Here is a 17,551-nt window from a genome sequence, read left to right as displayed (position 1 = left end):
GCACAGGCCGAGGGCCTGATCGTGCGGAACGTGGCGAAGCTGGTCACCCCTCCCCGGTACGTTCCTGCGGAGCGAGGCACCTGGACGGCTGATGAGGTCCGATCGTTCCTGCGGACCGCAGCAGAGGACCGGCTGCACGCGGCGTGGCGGCTGTCCCTGTATGGGTTGCGCCGTGGTGAGGTGCTCGGTCTCCGCTGGGACGAAGACGTGGATCTCGACGCGGGGACCCTGTCGGTGCGGCGGGCCCGGGTTCTCGTTGAGGTCACAGTGATCGAGCAGGAGCCGAAGACCCGTAACGGAGTGCGGACACTGCCCTTGGACGAAGCACTCGCCGGCGCGCTGCGGGCCCTCCGGACGACGCAGGCCCGGGAGCGCCTGGCGGCCGGTGAGGGGTACGAGGCGTCAGGGCACGTCGTGGTTGACGAGCTGGGCGCGCCAGTGCACCCGGAGGTGGTTCTCCGACGAGTTCGGGCGGCTGTCGAAGCCGGCCGCGCTGCGGCGGATCCTTCTGCACGAGGGGTCGGCACACGACCCTGTCGTTGATGGAGAAGGCCGGTGTCCCGGTCTCGATCATCAGCCGGTGGGCAGGCCCACTACGACGCTTCGTTCACGATGCGCCAGTACGTGCATGCCGACCACGCCGAGGACCTGGCCTCGGGGCCGACACCCTCGGCAAGCTCTACACGTTCAACTAGGTGTGAGAAACCGGTGAGACACCGGGCCCCAAACGACGTCAGGCCCAGCCCCACCGGAGTGAAACAAGGGCCTGACCTGGACTTTCTCTTGCGCGCCCGAAGGGATTCGAAACCCCTAACCTTCTGATCCGTAGTGGGTAACAGGCAGAACTTGGACGCCTTTCCCTGTTGAGCGAATAAACACATCGAGACGCTATTTCTGCAGACAGGACAGCCTTTTCCCTCCGGTGCATTGAACGACGTGCACGTACGGGCAGTACCACACGACGACACAATCGACTGCGCGCCCATGTCCGCGGATTGAGCACTCATAGCATTCTTTGGTGAGACGACTGATCGCCCTTGTCCGTCGATACCTCAGACGCGGCAAGCACCGTCAACGCCGAGGCCAGGGCTACGGTCGGGACTGGCCCACACCCTCGCCGATCTCCTGGGTAAGCCGTTATAAAGATCTTGCTCGATCGACCTAGGGACTACACGTCGAGCTCTCCTACGTTCGTCTCATGACGACGAACACCGCACACGCGAACTGCTCGCACGACACGACGAAGTCCGCCCGCTCGAAGTGCCGGCGCACCAAGGGTGCGTCCGTGTACACGATCACGAAGACGGCTGCCCGCGTCGGCCTCGAATTGGTCGAGCCCTGTCGTGCAACGGCCCGACTAACAATGAGCCTTTGCCAACCTGCTGGACGGGCCGGTCAGGACTGATGCGGCGTGGCGTGACCTCGAATGGGTGAAGCTCCTGGTAGACGGGCGATTGCCTAGATCAGTCCGTCCAACCAGGAGCTTCGATGTGTTGTCCTACCCGTCCGGGATGACCGTGTCCAGCCGCGCCCTCGGCGTGCTGGCCGATGCGCTGCGAGCGCACCGCAACCAGCGCCGGACCCGGTGGCGAAAGCTGCCCGCCGGCCGCCAGGCCCTGCTCGTGGTCGCCTACCTGCGCAAAGGCGAGACCTACGCCGACCTCGCCTGCGGCTTCGAGATCGGCACCTCTACCGTTTACCGCTACATCCGTGAGGCCCTCGACCTGCTCGCCGCGCTGGCGCCGACGCTGGAACAGGCGATCGAGGTGGCGAAGCGGAAGGCGTTCGTGATCCTCGACGGCACGCTGTTGCGCATCGACCGAGTCGGGATGAGCTCGGGGTATGACCGGGCGTTCTACAGCGGCAAGCACAAGGCACACGGGGTGAACGTGCAGGTCATCGCCGACCCGATCGGCCGGCTGGTGTGGATCTCACCACCGCTGCCCGGCGCCCGCCACGACATGGGCGCCGCCCGCGAGCACGGCATCATCGACGCGCTGACCGACCATAAGATCCAGGCCGCGGCCGACACCGCCTACCAAGGAGCCGGCCCGACGGTCGCGGTCCCGCAGCGACGTCGCCGCCTCGATCCCGACACCGGCCGCTACCGGCGGCTCTCCCTCAACCAGAAGGACGTGAACACCGCCCACGCTCGCCGCCGTGGACCGGGCGAGCGGGTCAACGCCGAGCTGAAGAACTGGAAGATCCTGAGGAAGATCCGGTCCAGTCCGAACAGCGCCGACAAGCTCATCGCCGCAGTTCAAACCCTCATGCTCGCCAACGCATCATCAGGTTGGCAAAGGCTCAATGGGATCTGCACGCTGTGCGATCGGCTGGCCGCGTGTGCCTGATCCCGTCCCAGCACCTGTCTGCATCGTGCGCGACGCCGAGGGCTGCGAGCACATGCGCAGCGACGACCTGGCCGCCTGTCGTGTCGAGGCTGACCGGCTGGGTGTGGGCGCGTACGTCGAAGTCTTCTGCGTGATCTACCGCGTGACGACCGAGTCCCTGTCCGACCCCACGTACGACCTGTTCAACGACTGAGGGAGAACGATCATGTCCGACACCATCGCCACCAAGCCCGCCGCCGAGCACGTGGGCACCACACCCCGCCTGCTGCGCCAGTTCCTCCGCGCCAGCAAGGACTACGAGGCTGTCGGCTCCAGTGGCCGCTACGCGTTCGAGTCCGACGACCTGCCCGAGCGGAAGACCCGCTTCGACACGTGGGTGGCCGAGCGAGAGGCCGCGGCCAACCAGCTACACCGGTCACGTCGATCACTACTTCGAGCCGATCATCGGCCATGTGCGCCTCGCGGATCTCCGCGTCGAGCACGTTCAGGAGATCTTCGACTACATCGACGAGCACAACGAGAAGTGGGCGCGGGGCAGGGCTACCCGCCCTGTCGGGCCGACGTCTGTGCAGCGCATACGGGCCACTATGCGCGGGGCGCTCAACGACGCCATGCGCCAGGGGCTGATCTCGACCAACCCGGCCAGCCTGGTCAAGCTCAGGACCGCGAAGAGGCCGAAGGGGTTGGTGTGGACAGAGGACCGGGTCCGCCGATGGCAAGGTGAGGTGGACGAGCTACGTCGGGCGGGCAAGAGCGCGAAGCGGGCGCGGCTACTCGCTTCCACACCCAGCCCCGTCATGGTGTGGCGCCCCGATCAGCTCGGGCAGTTCCTCGACACGGCCGCTGGGGACCGCCTGTACGCGCTGTGGCACCTGTACGCGCATCGTGGCCTACGCCGCGGCGAAGCCTGCGGCCTGGAGTGGGACGACGTCGATCTCGACACCGGCACTATCGCCATCGTGCGCCAGCGCATCAGCGTTGCCGGCAAGATCATCGAGGACACCCCGAAGTCCGACGCAGGCGAGCGCACGATCAGCCTCGGCCGCGACACCGTCGAGGTCCTGCGGGCTCATCGCCAGGCTCAGCGCAAGGACCGTCTCGCGGCCGGTGGGGGGTGGATCAGGAGCGGCAAGGTTTTCTGCGGCCCTGACGGCTCGCCCCTCGACCCGAACCAGGTCTCGGACCAGTTCGAGGCGCTCACGATGGACGCGGACCTGCCGCCCATCCGGCTGCACGACCTGCGCCACGGGGCCGCGTCCCTGCTCCTCGCAGCCGGGGTCTCGATGAAGGTCGTCCAGAAGACGCTCGGCCACTCCAACATGGCGCTGACCGCGAACACGTACACCAGCGTCTATCCCGAGGTGGCCAGCGCAGCAGCCGAAGCCGCCTACGCCCTCGTGCCTCGCAGTGTCAGGCACGCGACGCGACGCGTGATCCACACCCACCGTGCGCACGCCCAGCGCGTCCGTAGGCGCGACTGCGCGTTGTCGCTGGGGTGACGACATGGGCGCGAAACGTCAGACGCCCTGAGACGGCAGGGGACGGCGAGCCAGGAACAGCCGCTCGGACTTGACCGCTGCCGCGCGGCGAGCATCGACCTTGGTCCGCAGCTCGGGTTCCTCGTCCTCCCGCAGCTCCCACTTGCTGGTGATGTAGTCGCGGACCTCAGGCACGTACGGCGCGATGGCGGCCAGCGCGACCTTGGCATCGGCCGTGCATTTGATGTGGAACTCGAAGCCGCTCTCAGCCGTGCGCAGGTTCAGGGCTCGGTGCTCCTGGGGTGTCCAGCCAGCGGGCGTCGCCTTCAGACCCTGGGGACGCTGCCGGGAAGCCTGCACCAGCAACAAAGCGGAGAGCGCCGCGTCGAACTTGTCGTGGACCGCCTGCCGGCGGGCCCGGAGCGAGGTCACGGTTGGCGTCAGGAACGCCACCACGAGCGCGACGGACGCGGCGATGATGGCTGCGCTGATCTGGACCACAGCGACAGTGTGTCGCACGCGTCGGAGCACGCCCGGTGTCACACCAGTGTCATCCTGACCAACAAAGAACCCCTGGTGATCGCCATGCAGACGATCTACCAGGGGTTATGTGGCGCGCCCGAAGGGATTCGAACCCCTAACCTTCTGATCCGTAGTCAGATGCTCTATCCGTTGAGCTACGGGCGCATGATCATTCAGTTGTCGACCCGCCGGTCCGGTAGGTCCGCCGTGCCGCTGCGGAGGCTCCGGGATTTGAACCCGGGATGGGGGGTTACCCCAAACCGCATTAGCAGTGCGGCGCCATAGACCAGACTAGGCGAAGCCTCCTCGGTGCCTTACGGCCACCAGCGAGGACAACACTACACGGCGCCTCCCCGGCCGCTGAACCGGGGCCCCGCACGGGGGCCCCGGGACGGTTCGGCTCAGCGACCCGCCAGCTCGACGAACGGGTTCAGCGACTCCGGGTTCTGCAGCGCACCCGCGGAGACGGCCTTCTCCGCCGGGGTCCCGGAGAGGATCTTCTTCACCGGGACCTCGCACTTCTTGCCGTTGAGGGTGCGCGGCACCGCGTCCACGACGACGAACCGGTCCGGCACGTGCCGCGGCGAGAGCTCCTTGCGCAGTGCCGTCCGCAGGCCGGGCTCGACGTCGTCGAGGGTGTACCCGTCGGCCAGCACGAGGAAGCAGAGCAGCGCGCCCTCCTCGCGAGCGCCCAGCGCGGTGGTGTCGATCACCAGCGAGTCGGCGACCCCCTCGAAGCCCTCGACGACGGAGTAGAAGTCCGCCGTCCCCATCCGGACGCCGCCGCGGTTCAGCGTGGAGTCCGACCGGCCGTAGATGACGAACGAGTCGCGCGGGGTGCGCCGCACCCAGTCGCCGTGCCGCCAGCGGCCGGGGAAGTCCTCGAAGTAGGCCTCGCGCAGCCGGCTGCCGTCCGGGTCGTTCCAGAACATCACCGGCATCGACGGCGTCGGCGTCGTGATGATCAGCTCGCCGACGTCGTCGAGCAGGTCGGTGCCGTCCTCGGCGTAGGACCGGACGTCGGCGCCCAGCGCCGCACAGGACAGCTCGCCCAGCCAGACCGGCACGGTCGGCGCGGAGGCGAGGAAGGCCGCGCACACGTCGGTGCCGCCGGACACCGAGCAGATCTGGATGTGGCTCCCCGCGGCCTCACCGATCCAGCGGAAGCCCTCCACCGACAGCGGGGCGCCGGTGGAGCCGAGCGCGCGCAGCGCGGAGAGATCGTGGTCGTCGCCGGGGCGCAGGCCGGCCTTCATGCAGGACTGCACGTACGGCGCGGACACCCCGAACAGCGACACCCGGTAGCGGGCGGCCAGCGCCCAGAGCGCGTTCAGGTCGGGATGGCCGGGGCTGCCGTCGAACAGCACGATCGTGGATCCGACCAGCAGCCCGCCGACCAGGAAGTTCCACATCATCCAGCCGGTGGTGGTGAACCAGAAGAACCGCTCCCCCGGCCCGAGCCCGTGCTGCAGCCGCATCGCCTTGAGGTGTTCCAGCACGATGCCGCCGTGGCCGTGCACGATGCCCTTCGGCAGGCCGGTCGTGCCGGACGAGTACAGCACCCACAGCGGGTGGTCGAACGGGACCGGGGTGAACTCCAGCGGGCCGGCCTGCGCGGTGAACTCGCTCCACGGCGTCGTCCCGTCGAGGGTGGCCTCCGGGTCCAGGTACCCGACGAGCACGGCCTCCCGCAGCGAGGGCATCTGCTGCTGCAGGGACGCGACGTTCGCCCGGACGTCGAAGCCCTTGCCGTTGTAGCGGTAGCCGTCGACGGCGACCAGCACCGTCGGCTCGATCTGGGCGAACCGGTCGTGCACGGCGCGGGCGCCGAAGTCCGGCGAGCAGGACGACCAGATCGCGCCCAGGCTCGCCGTCGCCAGGAAGGCCACCAGCGTCTCGACCGAGTTCGGCGCCAGCGCGACGACCCGGTCGCCCTGCCCGACGCCGGCCCGGACCAGCCCGGCGCGGGCCCTGGCGACCTGGTCGCGCAGCTCGGCGTGGGTGACGGTGCGGGTCAGGCCGTCCTCGCGGACGAACTCGATCGCCACGTCGGCGTCGGCCCGGCCGGGCCCGGGGGTGAGGGCGTGCTCGGCGTAGTTGAGCGTCGCGCCGGGGAACCACTCGGCGCCCGGCATGTCCCGCGAGCCCAGCACGGCGGTGGGCCGGTCGTGGAAGATGACGCCGGAGAACTCGGCGACGGCGCCCCAGAAGCCCTCCAGGTCGGTCACCGACCACTCGTGCAGCTGCCGGTAGTCGGTGACGTCCTCGATCGGCGCGCCCCGCTCGTCCCGGGCCCAGGTCGCGAACCGCACGATCTCGGTGTGCGGCACCTGCTCCGGGTCCGGGCTCCACAGCAGCTCGGGGGTCTCCGGATCGGTCACGGTCTGCACTGACGCCATGGCATCAGCTTCCCTGACCGGACCGGCCCGGCACCAGTGGTCGCGCCCCACATCCCCGCTCCGGAGCTGGGGGTGCACCACACCCCGGTGGTGGGTTCCGGGTGGCCGCTCCCGGTGCGGTCGCGGTCGCGGTCCGCTGCGCGGCGGGCGCCGGCCGGCCCGGCGCTGGGTCCCGCGACGGCCGGTCGGCCCGCCGCTGCACTGCGCGAGGCGGCGACCGCCGCGCCGGGTCGCTGCGCGACGCCGCACCCCTGGCGAGACCTCGCACCCGTTCCAGCAGGTGCGGCGACGAACTGGGGGTGCGGCACTCCGCCCGGCCCAGGCATTCGCACCCCCAGCGCGACCTCGCACCTGCTCCAGGGAGTGCGACAACGAGCCAGGGGTGCGACGCCGGGCCAGGGGTGCGACAACGAGCCGGAGGTCCGACGCCCGCGCCAGAGGCCCGACGCCGCGCCAGAGCTGCGACGCCCGAGCCAGGGGTGCGACGCTGGGCCAGAGGTCCGACGCCCGAGCCGGAGGTCCGACGCCCGCGCCAGAGGCCCGACGCCGAGCCAGAGCTGCGACGCCCGGGCAAGGGGTGCGGCGCCGAGGCAGAGGTGCGACGCCCGGGCAAGGGGTGCGACGCCGAGCCAGAGGTGCGACGCCGGGCCAGGGGCGCGACGCCCGGACCAGGCGGGCGGGGCCGAGCCAGGGGCGCCGCATCGGCTCAGCAGGTGCTACACCGACCCGGCAGGTGCGGCGCCAGGGTCAGCGGACGCGACGCCGATCCGGAGACGCGGCCCCACCGGACCGCACCCCGACCCACGCGATCAGCGCAGGTGCGAGTCGAACCAGTTCAGCACCCGCTCCCACGCCTCCGCAGCCGATTCCGGGTCGTCGTCGAACCGGTGCCCGGTGCTCGGGTAGACGACCACGTCGGTCGCGACACCGGAGGACTCGGCCGCGGCGCGCAGCCGCCCGACGGCGTCGCTGTCGGCCTCGGAGTAGATCCCCAGCCACGGGCAGGTCAGGTCGGGTGCCGCCTCGACCAGCGCGGGGACGCTCGGCGACGGCGAGGACTCGATGCCCTCCCCGGCGACGGTGACCGCCGCGCCGAAGGTGCGGCGGGCCGCGACCTGCAGCGCGACGGTGCCGCCGAGGTCGAACCCGAGCACGCCCATCCGGTCGGCCTCGACGCCGGTGTCGGCGAGCCAGCCGAACGTCGTGTCGCAGTCGTCCATCACCTGCTGGAAGGTCAGGCTGCCGACCCGCTCGGCGACCGTGTCGTCGTCGCCGGCGTCGGGATCGTCGTCCCCGCGGTAGAGGTGCGGTGCGACGGCCAGCCAGCCGTCCGCGGCGAGCCGGTCGACGATCCGCCGGACGATCTCGGTGACCCCCCGGGCCTCGTGCAGCACCACCACGCCACCGCGCACCGGACCGTCGGGCTCGGCGACGCTGAGCCGGAGTTCTCCCCCGTCCGTCAGCGGAACGCCCTCGATCCGGATGCCCGTCGTCATGGGCGTCACTCAACCAGAGCAGGCGTCCGGGTTTCGACCCCCGCCCGTTACCGTTGCCCGCATGACGCCGATCCGTCCCGATCTGGACACGCTGCCCGCCTACGTGCCGGGCCGGACGGTGCCCGGGGCGATCAAGCTCGCCAGCAACGAGGTCTCCGATCCACCTGCACCGCCGGTGCTCGAGGCGATCGCGCGGGCCGCGGCGGGCGCCAACCGCTACCCGGATCTCGGGGTGGTCGAGCTGACCGCGCGGCTGGCCGCGGTGCACGACCTGGAGCCGGAGCGGATCGCCGTCGGCTGCGGCTCGGTGACGATCTGCCAGCAGCTCGTGCAGGCCACCTGCGTCGGGCCGGGCGACGAGGTGCTGTTCGCCTGGCGCTCGTTCGAGGCGTACCCGATCGTGACCCAGATCGGCGCGGCCGCGGTCCGCACGGTGCCGCTGACCGCGGACTTCCGGCACGATCTGGACGCGATGGCCGCCGCCGTCACCGAGCGCACCCGGCTGGTGTTCGTGTGCAGCCCGAACAACCCGACCGGGCCCGCGGTGCACCGCGCCGAGTTCGAGCGCTTCCTGGCCGCCGTCGGGCCGGACGTGCTGGTCGTGCTGGACGAGGCGTACGCCGAGTACGTCACCGACCCGGACGCCGTCTCCGGGCGGCCGCTGCTCGACGGGCACCCGAACCTGGTCGTGCTGCGGACGTTCTCCAAGGCGTACCGGATGGCCGGCCTGCGGGTCGGCTACGCGCTCGCGTCCGCTGAGGTCGCGACGGCGCTGCGGAAGGTCTGCCCGCCGTTCAGCATCAGCGCGGTCGCGCAGGCCGGCGCGATCGCCGCGCTGGAGCACAGCGCGGAGATCCTGGCCGGCTGCGCGGACGTCGTCAGCGAGCGCGACCGGGTGGCGAACGCGTTGCGCGGCAGCGGCTTCACCGTCCCCGACAGCCAGGCGAACTTCGTCTGGCTGCCGCTCGGGGAGCGGGCCGCCGAGTTCGCCGCGCACTGCGCCGAGCGGAAGGTGATCGTGCGCCCGTTCCCGTCGGACGGCGTGCGGGTCACCGTCTCCACCCCGCAGGAGAACGACACCCTGCTCGACGTCGCCGGCGCCTTCGCGCTCTGACTCACCCCTCCAGCTGGTAGCCGGTGCCGCGCACGGTGCGGATCCGCTCGGGGCCGATCTTGCGCCGCAGGTAGGAGATGTAGACCTGCACCAGGTTCGCCGACACCGGCTCGGACCAGGCCCGGCGGGCGAGCTCGTCGTGCGTGACGACCTCGCCGGCCCGTTCGGCCAGCGCCAGCAGCAGCGCGTACTCAGTGGGCGAGAGCGCGACCCGGCGGCCGTCGGCGAACACCTGGCCGGAGTCGACGTCGACCGACACCCCGCCCTGGCCGATCACGGTGGGCGCGGGCAGCCCGACGGCGGCCCGCAGCCGCAGCCGGATCCGCGCGGCGAGCTCGTCGGGCACGAACGGCCGGACCAGGAAGTCGTCCCGGTCGCCGCGGAGCAGTCCGAGCACCCCCGCCCGGCGCTCGCGCGGGACGACGGCGATCACCGGCGTCGGCGGCGACTCCGCCTGCACCGCGCCCAGCAGGACCGTCGGATCGGGGCCGGGCAGCTCGAGATCGAGCACGACGAGATCGGCGGTTCCGGCGCGCACCGCGTCGAGCAGCTCGATGCCGTCGGCGGCGACGGCGAGGTCGAGCCCCTCGGCGCCGAGATCCTGGCGCAGGCCGCGGCCGAGCGAGGCCGATCCCGCGGACGGCGGCACCGCGAGCAGCACGGTCAGCGGAAGCGACGGGGCGCGCGGCGCCGGGATGTACGGACGGGGGTCCGCACCGGACACAGCACCGGACACAGCACCGGACGCAGGACCGGCGGGGGCACCGGGGGCGGGGCCGGGAACGACACGGGGAGCGTGGTCCTTCACGGCACGGACGGTCGGGTTCGGGAAGGCGGGGAGCACATCGGTGTCACCCTCCCGCGACCGGTAGCCGGTCACAATCGGCTAACGGTGCGACGCACTGTGTCGGTGTACGTCGAACGAGTGAATCTGAGACCGCTACTGCGCCGTTCGGCGCAGAGATCCTGCCGATTTGGTCGAATTCTGCAGATCGTCGCTGATTCGCTACCTGTCGGCGCGGGGAGGCAACCACCCTTCTCAGCGAGGCTGTTCACACTGGGTCACGCTACATAGAGTCTTCGATCATGCGACGGAAGAGTTCCGCTGCGGCTGATCAGGTCGACCCCCGCGACCTGATCGAGCGGGTCGCCGCAGAGCACAGCTCCCCCTCTGTGCCCTCCCCCCGGGGCCGGCATGCCGACCCCGCGGCAGCGTCGGCCGTCCCGGCGACGACCCTGCTCGCGGAGGCCCCGGTCTCGGCGTCCGGCCGGCACCGCCGCGCACGGGACGCGGCAGACACGGCCGACCCGGCAGGCACGGCGGGCACGGCGACCGCGCTGGCCATCGCCGAGCTGCACGAGCCGGACGACCGGCCCGCCGGCGGCCGCGCCGGGAACTCGACCGTGATCGAGATCGACCGCGCCGCGTCGGCCCGGCGCTCCCGGATCCGCCGGATCGCGCCGCTCGGCGTGGGCGCCGCGGCGATCCTGGCCGCGACGATGGTGCTCACCCTGCTGCAGCCCGGCACCGAGGACCCGTCGCTCAGCACGGCGCTGCTCGACGACTCGTCGCGCCGGTCGGCCTCGGACAGCACGCTCGCCAGCAACCCGGCCATCGGCTCCGGCGGCGGGACCGCGCTCGGCGACGCCGCACTGGGCGCCACCGACCGGATCGGCGAGGCGATCGCGGCCCGGGAGGCCGCCGAGCGCCGCGCCGAGGAGCGCGCCCGGACCGGTGGCGGCGGCGACCGGCAGCAGGCCCCCGCGGGCGGCGCCGGCGCAGGCGGCGGGAGCGCCCCCCAGGTCGCCGGCGACGGCGTGCAGGCGGCGCTGGCCCGGGGCTGGCAGGCGATCGGCGGCGACGAGTTCACCGGATCGAGCCTCGGCGGCGGCTGGTCCGCCTACGACAGCGCGGGTCACGACGGCAACGGCCGCCGCACCCCGGACGCGGTGTCGGTGGAGAACGGCAACCTGGTGATCCGCGGCGACTCCCAGGGCAACACCGGCGGCATCGCCTGGGGCACCCCGCGGCAGTACGGCAAGTGGGAGGTGCGCGCCCAGTTCCCGGCCGGGGACCGGCAGTACCACCCGGTGATCCTGCTGTGGCCCAGCGAGATCGAGTGGCCGCGAGGCGGCGAGATCGACTTCGCCGAGACCACCAGCGCCAGCGACGACGTGTCGTTCTTCCTGCACTACGGGGCGGACAACTCGCAGGTCGACGCGCGCCGCACGCTCGACATCACGCAGTGGAACAACTACGCCGTCGAGTGGACCCCGAACGCGGTGATCGGCTACATCAACGGCGAGGAGTGGTTCCGCTCCGAGGACCCGCAGACGCTGCCGCCGGGCCCGATGCACGCCGCGATCCAGCTGGACTACTTCCCCGGCGGCGGTGGCCCGCCCGCACCGAGCGAGATGCGGGTCGCCTGGATGCGCATGTACTCCTGACGTCCCGCCCGGGCACCCCCGCCGTCCGGCGCTCCCCATCGGACGGCGGGGGTGCCCGGCGGTCAGCCGGTCGCGAGCCCGAGCCGGGTGAGCAGCGGCTCGATCCGCGGGTCCCGGCCGCGGAACGCGCGGTAGGCCGTCATCGCGTCCACCGAGCCGCCGCGGGACAGCACCTCGCGGCGGAACCGGTCGCCGTTCTCCCGGCGCAGCCCGCCGTGCTCGCCGAACCAGGCGACCGTGTCGGCGTCGAGCACCTCGGCCCAGATGTAGGAGTAGTAGGCGGCCGCGTAGCCGCTGCCGCCGAAGACGTGGTTGAAGTACGTCGTCCGGTAGCGCGGCGGGATCAGCGGATGCGCGATCCCGGCCGCCTCCAGGGCCTGCTGCTCGAACGCGCCGACGTCGGCGACCGCGTCGGCCTCCTCCGGCGAGAGCCGGTGCCACGCCTGGTCGAGCAGCGCCGCCGCCAGGTACTCGGTGGTGGCGAATCCCTCGCCGTACCCGCGGGCGGCGAGCGCCGCCGCGAGCAGCTCGGCGGGCAGCGGCTCGCCGGTCGCGTGGTGCCGGGCGAACGACGCCAGGATCTGCGGGTCCTCCAGCCACATCTCGTTGACCTGGCTGGGGAACTCGACGAAGTCGCGGGGCACCGCGGTGGCGGCGAACGTCGGGTACTCGACGTCGGAGAACAGCGCGTGCAGGGCGTGCCCGAACTCGTGGAACAGCGTCCGGACCTCGTCCAGCGACAGCAGCGCCGGCTCGCCGGCGGCCGGCTTCACCAGGTTCAGCGTGTTCAGCACGACCGGGGTCGTCCCGAGCAGCGACGACTGCGTGACCAGCGAGTTCATCCAGGCACCACCGCGCTTCGACGGCCGCGCCCACAGGTCCGCACCGAACAGGCCGAGCACCGCGCCGGCGTCGTCGCTGACCTCCCACCAGCGGACGTCGGGGTGGTAGGCGGGCAGGTCGGTGCGCTCGGCGAACCGGATGCCGTAGAGCTCCCCGGCGGCCCGGAACACGCCGTCGGTGATCACCCGCTCGGCCTCCAGGTACGGCCGCAGCGCCGCGTCGTCGACGGCGAGCCGCTCCCGGCGGAACCGCTCGGCGTGGAACGCGCGGTCCCACGGCTCGAGCTCGGTCCCGGCGAGCCCGGCGAGGTCGGCCAGCTCCCGGTCGGCGTTCGCGACGGCGCCCGGGACCAGCGACTCCAGCATCTCCCGGGCCGCCTGCGCGGTGCCCGCGGTCGCGTCGTCGATCACGTAGGACGCGTGGTCCGGGTAGCCGAGCAGCCGCGCCCGCTCGGCCCGCACCCGCACGATCCGCAGTACCGTCGCGCGGGTGTCGTGCTCGCCGTCCAGCCCGCGCGACACCGAGGCGCGGTGCAGCTCCTCGCGCAGCGACCGGTCGGTCAGCGCCCCGAGGGCGGGCTGACCGGTCGGCAGCACCAGGGTGAGCAGCCAGCCGTCGTCGTAGCCGCGGTCGGTGGCCGCCGCCGCGGCGGCCGCGATCGCGTCGTCGGAGAGCCCGTCGAGCCGGGACCGGTCGGTGACGTGCACCGCGGCCGCGTTCGCCCCGGCCAGCAGCATCGCGCCGAACGCGGTGGTCAGCCCGGACAGCTCCTCGTTCAGCTCCCGCAGCCGGGCCTGTTCGGTCGCACCGAGCTGCGCCCCGGCCCGGACCATGTCCCGGTGGTGGCGCTCCAGCAGCCGCAGCGACTCGGCGCCGAGCCCGAGGGTGTCCCGGCGGGCGTGCAGCGCGTCGATCCGGGCGAACAGCTCGGGATCGAGCCGGATCGCGTCGACGTGCGCGGCGAGCAGCGGCGCGACCCGGGCCTCGATCTCCTGGATCGCCGGGGAGGTGTGCGCCGACACCCGGGTGAAGAACAGCGCCGACACCCGGTCCAGCACGGAGCCGGAACGCTCCAGCGCGGCCACCGTGTTCTCGAAGGTCGGCTCCCCGGCGCCGACGATCGCGGCCACCTCGGCGCGCTGCTGCGCCATCCCGGCCTCGAACGCGGGCAGGTAGTGGTCGTCGCGGATCCGGGTGGTGTCGGGGAGTGCGAACGGCAGCTCGCTCGGGGTGAGGAACGGGTTCTCCGCGGTCGTCATACCGGCGACACTACGAGCCCAGGTCCCGGCGCATCGCCAGCCGCGGCCAGACGTCCAGGCCGCGGGCGATCTCGGCGTCCCGGACCGCCCGCAGACCGGGGCCGAGCTCGATCAGCTCGCGGAACCCGAGCCGCAGCCAGTACGGCCCGTTCCACGGCACGTCCCGGTAGGTGGTGAGGGTCAGCGCGGACAGCCGCCGGTCGCGGGCCCACCCGGCCAGGTGCTCGACGAGTGCCTCGCCGATCCGGGAGCCGCGCATCCGGGGCAGCACCGACACCTGCTCCAGGTGCGCGCAGCCGTCGACGAGCTCGGTGAGCAGGTACCCGGCCGGGCGGCCGTCGTGCTCGGCGACGAACGCGCGCCCGGCCGTCGCGTAGGCCGCCAGCAGCGCGGCCGGTGGCGGCTCGTCGTCGGCGACGACGTCCAGCCCGATCTCCCGGAACGGCTCGCCCGCGGCCCGCTCGATCTCGCGCAGCGCCGGTGCGTCGGCCGGGACGGCGGGCCGGATCACGACGCCACCACCAGGTCGGCGGCCCGCTCGCCGATCATCACGGCGGTGGCGGCCGGGCCGCGCCGCGGGACCGACGGCAGGATCGAGGTGTCCGCGACCCGCAGCCCGGCCAGGCCGTGCACCCGCAGGTCCGGCCCGACGACGGCGTCCGGCCCGGTGCCCATCCGCGCGCTGCCGGACAGGTGCACCGAGGTGGTCAGCCGCCCCTGCACCCACTCGTCGAGCCGGGTGTCGTTGCCCAGCTCCCAGCCGGCCGGGCCGCCGTCGTCCGCCCCGGCCCGGTCCCAGCCGGCCACCCGCAGGATCTCCGCGCCGATCCGGACCGCGGCCCGCATCCGGTGCCGGTCCGAGGTGCTGCGCAGGTAGCGGAAGTCCAGCCGCGGCGGGTCCGCCGGGTCCGGTGAGGTGACCGCGAGCATCCCGCGGCTGTCCGGGCGCTGCACGGCGCACATCAGGTGTGCCGGGCCGCCCGGCGCGAACGGATGAGCGAACAACAGGACCTCCAGGTCGCCGGCCGGGTCGGTGCCCGAGTCCAGGTTCAGCGCGGCCTGGCCGGCCACCGCGTCCGGGTCCGGATCGGGCAGCCCGCTGCGCAGCGGCAGGAACACCGCCGGATGGTCCGACCAGCCGCGCCCGACGCCCGGAAGCTCGTGCCGGACCGGGACCCCGGCCGCGCGCAGGGTGTCCTCCGGCCCGATCCCGGACCGCTGCAGCAGCGCCGGGGTGCCCACCGCACCGGCACTGACGACGACCTCCCCGGCGAGCAGCTCGTCGTCGCCGATCCGGACGCCGTGCACCCGGCCACCGGAGTGCAGCAGGGTGTCGACGGCCCGGCCGCCGAGCACGGTCAGCGCGTCGCACCACTCGGCCTCGCCCCACGGCGGCGGCAGGTACGCGGTCGCCGAGCTGATCCGCCGGCCGTCGACGGCGTTCGTGGGGACCGGGCCCGCGCCGGGCGGGTCGCCGGAGTTCTTGTCCGGCTCGGCCGGGTAGCCCAGCTCGGCGCAGGCCCGCAGGAACGGTTCGGTGACCGGGGCCAGCAGCGGGCCGGCCGGCCGGGAGATCCGCAGCGGCCCGGAGTCGCCGTGCACGTCGGCGGTGCAGAAGTCGAGATCGCGCTCCAGCCGCCGGTAGTAGGGCAGCACGTCGTCGTAGGACCAGTCCGGGACGGCCCAGTCCGCGAAGTCGGCGGGCACCGCGCGCACGAAGTAGCCGCCGTTGATCGCGCCGGAGCCGCCGAGCACCCGGCCGCGCGGCACCGTCGCCTCCCGGCCGTGCGCCAGCGTCGCGTGGTACGCCCAGTTCAGCACGTGCCCGGGCGCGGTCGCGGCGAGCGAGGCGATCGGCGTCGACTCCGGCGGGACGACGACGGCCCCGGCCTCCACCAGCGCCGTCCGGATCCCGCGCGCGGCGAGCCGCCCGGCCAGCGCGCAGCCCGCTGACCCGGCGCCGACCACCACCACGTCGAAGGTCTCCGTCATCGCCGCCATCATCACTGACAGGATGCCTCACGTGACCGACGCCGCCCGTGATCTCTCCGCGTTCCTCACCGCGAGCCCGTCGCCGTACCACGCGGTGGCCGAGGCCGTCCGCCGGCTGACCGCCGAGGGCTTCGTCGAACAACCCGAGGACGGCCCGTGGATCGACGGCGCCGGCGGCCGGTACCTGGTGCGCGACGGCACGATCCTGGCCTGGTGGCAGCCCGCCGGCGCGCCGCGGCCGCTGCGGGTGTTCGCCGCGCACACCGACTCGCCGGGGTTCAAGGTCAAGCCGAACCCGGACGTCGGGACGGCGGGCTGGCGGCAGGTCGGCGTCGAGGTCTACGGCGGCGCGCTGTGGAACTCGTGGCTGGACCGCGACCTGGGGCTGGCCGGGCGGCTCGCGCTCTACGACGGCCGGGTCGTGCCGGTGCTTGTGGACCGGCCGCTGCTGCGCATCCCGCAGCTCGCGATCCATCTCGACCGCGGCGTGAACCAGGGCCTCACCCTGGACCCGCAGCGGCATCTGCTGCCGGTCTGGGGGATCGGCGACCCGGCGGGCGGCGATCTCGTCGGGTTCCTGGCCGCGCTCGCCGGGGTGGACCCGGCCGACGTCGCCGCGCACGACCTGTTCACCTTCGACCTCACCCCGCCGGCCACCCTCGGCCGCGACGAGGAGCTGCTGGCCGCGCCCCGGCTGGACAACCTGGCGTCGGTGCACGCCGGGATCTCCGCACTGCTCACCGCCGCCCGGCGGGACCCGGCGACGGTGCCGGTGTTCGTCGGGTTCGATCACGAGGAGATCGGCTCGGACTCGGCGACCGGGGCGGCCGGGCCGCTGCTGGAGACCGTGCTGACCCGGCTGGCCGGCGGGTTCGACGACCGCCGCACCGTGTTCGCGCGGTCGCGCTGCCTGTCGGTGGACGTCACCCACGCGGCGCACCCGAACCACCTGGACAAGCACGACACCGACCACCTGTCGCTGCCCAACCACGGGCCGTCGCTGAAGGTCAACGCGGTGCAGCGGTACGCCACCGACGCGCCCGGCGCGGCCGCCTGGAAGCGCGCCTGCCGGGCCGCCGACGTGCCGAACCAGGTGTTCGTCTCGAAGAACACGGTGCCCTGCGGGTCGACCGTCGGGCCGATCATGGCGACCCGGCTGGGGATCCGGACCGTCGACGTCGGGATCCCGGTGCTGTCCATGCACTCGGCCCGTGAGCTGTGCGGGGTGCGCGATCCGGAGCTGCTGCAGCAGGTCGGCGTCGAGTTCCTGACCGACCCGGACTGACCCGCCCCGCGCCCCCGCGCCGCCCCGAGCCCCCGCGCCACCGCTCCGCACCTCGTCGCACCGCGCACCGCCCGCGCCCGCGCCGCACCTCACACCGCGCCACGCAGCGCGCCGCGCACCGCCGTAACGCACCTCGCACCGCCGCTCCACGCCACGCAGCGCGCCGCGTCGCACCTCCCGCGCCGCGTCGCACCTCCCCCGCGCCGCGTCGCACCCCCCGCGCCGCGTCGCACCCCTCGCGCCGCGTCGCACCCCTCGCGCCACCGAGATGCAGATCAGCGGGCCGCAAAGATCAACAATTCCCGCTGATCTGCATCTCGGCGCGGAGCGGGGGCACGGCGGGGCACGGCACGGCGCGGCGCGG

The 17,551-nt window shown here is 73.0% G+C and carries 14 protein-coding genes and 2 tRNA genes; 7 read left to right on the top strand and 9 right to left on the bottom strand.

Going from position 1 to position 17,551, the window contains the following annotated elements:
• Positions 1–30: 30 nt before the first annotated feature.
• From ABD160_RS15275 to ABD160_RS15260, 4 genes are all read left to right on the top strand, one after another.
• Positions 31–543 carry a site-specific integrase gene (locus ABD160_RS15275; protein ID WP_344022856.1) on the top strand — a complete coding sequence of 171 codons (513 nt, stop codon included), beginning with the start codon at positions 31–33 and terminating at the stop codon, positions 541–543.
• Positions 544–1,490: 947 nt separating this feature from the next.
• The gene (locus ABD160_RS15270; protein WP_344022854.1) at positions 1,491–2,351 is read left to right on the top strand and encodes a transposase family protein; all 861 of its coding nucleotides are present in this window, start codon (positions 1,491–1,493) and stop codon (positions 2,349–2,351) included.
• A gap of 25 nt (positions 2,352–2,376) precedes the next feature.
• Positions 2,377–2,544, top strand: a complete 168-nt coding sequence (locus ABD160_RS15265) for a hypothetical protein (RefSeq protein WP_344022852.1) — start codon at positions 2,377–2,379, stop codon at positions 2,542–2,544.
• A 259-nt stretch (positions 2,545–2,803) separates the two neighbouring features.
• A complete protein-coding gene (locus tag ABD160_RS15260; protein ID WP_344022850.1) occupies positions 2,804–3,850 on the top strand; it encodes a tyrosine-type recombinase/integrase in 1,047 nt (348 codons plus the stop codon).
• Positions 3,851–3,868: 18 nt separating this feature from the next.
• On the opposite strand, the gene ABD160_RS15255 is transcribed toward ABD160_RS15260, so the two are convergent.
• From ABD160_RS15255 to ABD160_RS15235, 5 genes are all read right to left on the bottom strand, one after another.
• Positions 3,869–4,330, bottom strand: coding sequence for a hypothetical protein (locus ABD160_RS15255; protein ID WP_344022848.1), 462 nt, complete (start codon positions 4,328–4,330; stop codon positions 3,869–3,871).
• A gap of 110 nt (positions 4,331–4,440) precedes the next feature.
• A tRNA-Arg gene (locus ABD160_RS15250) sits at positions 4,441–4,516 on the bottom strand.
• Between the two features lie 51 nt (positions 4,517–4,567).
• Positions 4,568–4,657, bottom strand: a tRNA-Ser gene (locus tag ABD160_RS15245).
• Positions 4,658–4,752: 95 nt separating this feature from the next.
• Positions 4,753–6,750 carry an acetoacetate--CoA ligase gene (locus ABD160_RS15240; RefSeq protein ID WP_344022846.1) on the bottom strand — a complete coding sequence of 666 codons (1,998 nt, stop codon included), beginning with the start codon at positions 6,748–6,750 and terminating at the stop codon, positions 4,753–4,755.
• Between the two features lie 809 nt (positions 6,751–7,559).
• Positions 7,560–8,246 (bottom strand): dienelactone hydrolase family protein, encoded by a 687-nt coding sequence (locus ABD160_RS15235; protein ID WP_344022844.1) that lies wholly within the window; start codon positions 8,244–8,246, stop codon positions 7,560–7,562.
• A 61-nt stretch (positions 8,247–8,307) separates the two neighbouring features.
• Here ABD160_RS15235 and hisC point away from each other — a divergent pair, with 61 nt between their 5' ends.
• Entirely contained in the window at positions 8,308–9,360 is a 1,053-nt protein-coding gene (hisC, locus tag ABD160_RS15230) for a histidinol-phosphate transaminase (RefSeq protein ID WP_344022842.1), read from the top strand.
• 1 nt (position 9,361) lies between these two features.
• Here hisC and ABD160_RS15225 read toward each other — a convergent pair whose 3' ends face one another.
• The gene (locus ABD160_RS15225) at positions 9,362–10,084 is read right to left on the bottom strand and encodes a response regulator transcription factor (protein ID WP_344022840.1); all 723 of its coding nucleotides are present in this window, start codon (positions 10,082–10,084) and stop codon (positions 9,362–9,364) included.
• Positions 10,085–10,446: 362 nt separating this feature from the next.
• On the opposite strand from ABD160_RS15225, the gene ABD160_RS15220 reads away from it, so the two are divergent.
• On the top strand, positions 10,447–11,808 hold the full coding sequence (locus ABD160_RS15220; protein WP_344022837.1) for a glycoside hydrolase family 16 protein: 1,362 nt from the start codon (positions 10,447–10,449) through the stop codon (positions 11,806–11,808).
• 62 nt (positions 11,809–11,870) lie between these two features.
• Here ABD160_RS15220 and ABD160_RS15215 read toward each other — a convergent pair whose 3' ends face one another.
• From ABD160_RS15215 to mftG, 3 genes are read right to left on the bottom strand one after another with little or no spacing between them, the layout of a single operon-like run.
• Positions 11,871–13,910 carry a M3 family metallopeptidase gene (locus ABD160_RS15215; RefSeq protein WP_344022835.1) on the bottom strand — a complete coding sequence of 680 codons (2,040 nt, stop codon included), beginning with the start codon at positions 13,908–13,910 and terminating at the stop codon, positions 11,871–11,873.
• A gap of 10 nt (positions 13,911–13,920) precedes the next feature.
• Positions 13,921–14,421, bottom strand: a complete 501-nt coding sequence (locus tag ABD160_RS15210; protein ID WP_344022833.1) for a GNAT family N-acetyltransferase — start codon at positions 14,419–14,421, stop codon at positions 13,921–13,923.
• Positions 14,418–15,902, bottom strand: a complete 1,485-nt coding sequence (mftG, locus tag ABD160_RS15205) for a mycofactocin dehydrogenase MftG (protein ID WP_344022831.1) — start codon at positions 15,900–15,902, stop codon at positions 14,418–14,420. The genes ABD160_RS15210 and mftG overlap by 4 nt, the downstream gene beginning before the upstream one ends.
• Positions 15,903–15,933: 31 nt before the next feature.
• Between mftG and ABD160_RS15200 the strand changes: the two genes are divergently transcribed.
• Positions 15,934–17,187 (top strand): M18 family aminopeptidase, encoded by a 1,254-nt coding sequence (locus tag ABD160_RS15200; RefSeq protein WP_344022829.1) that lies wholly within the window; start codon positions 15,934–15,936, stop codon positions 17,185–17,187.
• The last annotated feature ends 364 nt before the right edge of the window (positions 17,188–17,551 follow it).

It is taken from the genome of Pseudonocardia kongjuensis (genome assembly GCF_039526905.1).
Lineage (GTDB): Bacteria > Actinomycetota > Actinomycetes > Mycobacteriales > Pseudonocardiaceae > Pseudonocardia > Pseudonocardia kongjuensis.
The sequence above is the reverse complement of the archived record's forward strand: the minus strand, read 5'-3'. Positions and strand labels throughout refer to the sequence as shown.